The following is a 2,012-nucleotide window of genomic DNA, read 5'->3' on the forward strand; positions in this document are numbered from 1 at the left end:
TGCGGGCGTTGGCAACCTGAAAAACATCAAGCCGGCCGTTACCGGCCGCGATCCCTTATTGGCGGGTGCAGGGAATATCCGTATCCCTGCAAACGGCAATGTTGCGAAGGTGGACAGGATTCCGGATACGGCATTGGCGTCGAAGAGTCATCAAAAGAATGATTTTGGTACGTCTAAAGGACAGGGAGCAGAGTCTTCTATACCTGTCCCTCAAGCTATCCCAATAAAAATTAAAAATCCAGATAAAACGGTTAGTGAAACTACTTATAAATCTAATCCTAAACATACTCCTGGTCAGTTAGGGTTTAAGTTTGATGCTGGTATTGAGCCAAAGAATTCAGTTCAGTTAATTGAAAGTTCAGTACAAATTGGTAAACAGCGATTTGCAATTGATGATAAAGGACATATTCATCGTTATATGGGGGGCGATAGGAAAAATGAACCTTGGCATTGGGCTGGTTCTACATCCGATAAGAAGAATCCCTCGTCCTTAACAAGTCAACAAAAAGCAGGAATTAAAAAAGCATACCCCGATCAATCAAAGAATAAGTTATTAAAATAAGGATTATATGAATATTATTATGGACTCAACAAGAAAATTTGGGATTTTATGGGAAAAAAACTCTGAATGTAATGGTTTTATTTATGGAAAAATTCAGATAATAATAGGAGAGAATATATATCCTAAGATATGCCCATATGAGTATTTTACACTAAATACAGTTTTTAATAGTTTGAAATCATCCTTTGAAGAGAAGTATTATGCAGGTGGAAACAATGGTTTGGATTTTGGAGAGCAACTATTTGATATAGATAAATATAATTCTCTGGAATTATGCAATATATTTTCTATTGATACTGCATATATGAGTGGAGGGAGTAATTGTGAAATAGATTGTTTAGTATTAGAAATGGGATATGCTGGTGAGGAAGAGAGACTTTTTTATAGTTTTGACAATGGGAAAAACTTTAAAGAAATCAGGTATAAGAAAGGTACAGTTGAATCTGTTATTTTTCAATTGAATCTATAATATATTTTAGCAAACTATAGCCTTCACGAATTCTTCGCGTTTTTTGCAGGTGTCCACAATCTGAAAAACATAAAGTTGACTGTTACCGGCAGCAATCCTTTACTGGTTGGTGCTGATAACAACAGGAATTTGTATCACTGGGCAGGAACCTTAAACAGGAATAGAATTGATAAACTTAATATCCAACTGCGTAGGAAATTGGGTATTCCTGGAAAATAAATTTTATTCAAGGAGTGTTCTAAATGATTTTTGGGGATCCATATAAATTTGCAATTTGGATTGAGGAGATAGATGAATGGAGTTCAGAAAATTTTTCCGAAGGGATTTTTACATTTTTTGTGAATGGAGACATGATTCCTCAAGAACTACCAAATACGTCTACTTTTTTACCAAATTCTTTGCGTAGCATACAACAGTTTATTTCAATAAATGATAATCTAGAGTGTCCTAATTTATTTAACTTAGACTATTGTAATGCATATATTTTTTTGAACGATGCTGTTCATTATCGTAATATGAAATTATCAGAAGAAGAATCTTATTTATATTGGAAATACTGTATAACAGAATATATTGATAACCCTGAAGAAAAAGATAATATTTGGTATTTGTCCGATAAGTATAATGAAAAATTGTTATATTTAAATAATAATATTATTAAGGAATCAGTGTTTAAAAAAGGATATATAAAAAATATTATGGAAAAAATAATTATTAAATATGATTATATTTTAAATGATAATTAATGAAATTTATCTCACATAAAATCTATGTTTAAGGATGAATTAAACATGTGTTCTTTAATATTTTCTAGAGCTGTTAGGACTATAAAGCCAACAGCAAGCCGTGGCCCATATGAAACCTAAACTCAATACGTAGGATGTGCGGAACGCACATATGCAGTTCTCAAGGTTTGAGCCAAGAGGCTGTCTGAAACAACAAATACGGTTTCAGACGACCTTTCTTTCAACAAGCCACCAC

General features: G+C 33.0%; 2 protein-coding genes and 1 pseudogene. All 3 read left to right on the forward strand.

What is annotated here, in order from left to right; genetic code table 11:
* A pseudogene (locus HMPREF2865_RS00025) lies at positions 1 to 562 on the forward strand (hypothetical protein); the annotation flags it as partial.
* Positions 563 to 569: 7 nt separating this feature from the next.
* Positions 570 to 1,031, forward strand: coding sequence for a hypothetical protein (locus HMPREF2865_RS00030; RefSeq protein WP_070644753.1), 462 nt, complete (start codon positions 570 to 572; stop codon positions 1,029 to 1,031).
* Between the two features lie 242 nt (positions 1,032 to 1,273).
* Positions 1,274 to 1,777 carry an immunity 42 family protein gene (locus tag HMPREF2865_RS00035; RefSeq protein ID WP_070460644.1) on the forward strand — a complete coding sequence of 168 codons (504 nt, stop codon included), beginning with the start codon at positions 1,274 to 1,276 and terminating at the stop codon, positions 1,775 to 1,777.
* Positions 1,778 to 2,012 lie beyond the last annotated feature (235 nt).

It is taken from the genome of Neisseria sp. HMSC073G10, from assembly GCF_001812605.1.
Classification (GTDB): domain Bacteria; phylum Pseudomonadota; class Gammaproteobacteria; order Burkholderiales; family Neisseriaceae; genus Neisseria; species Neisseria subflava_A.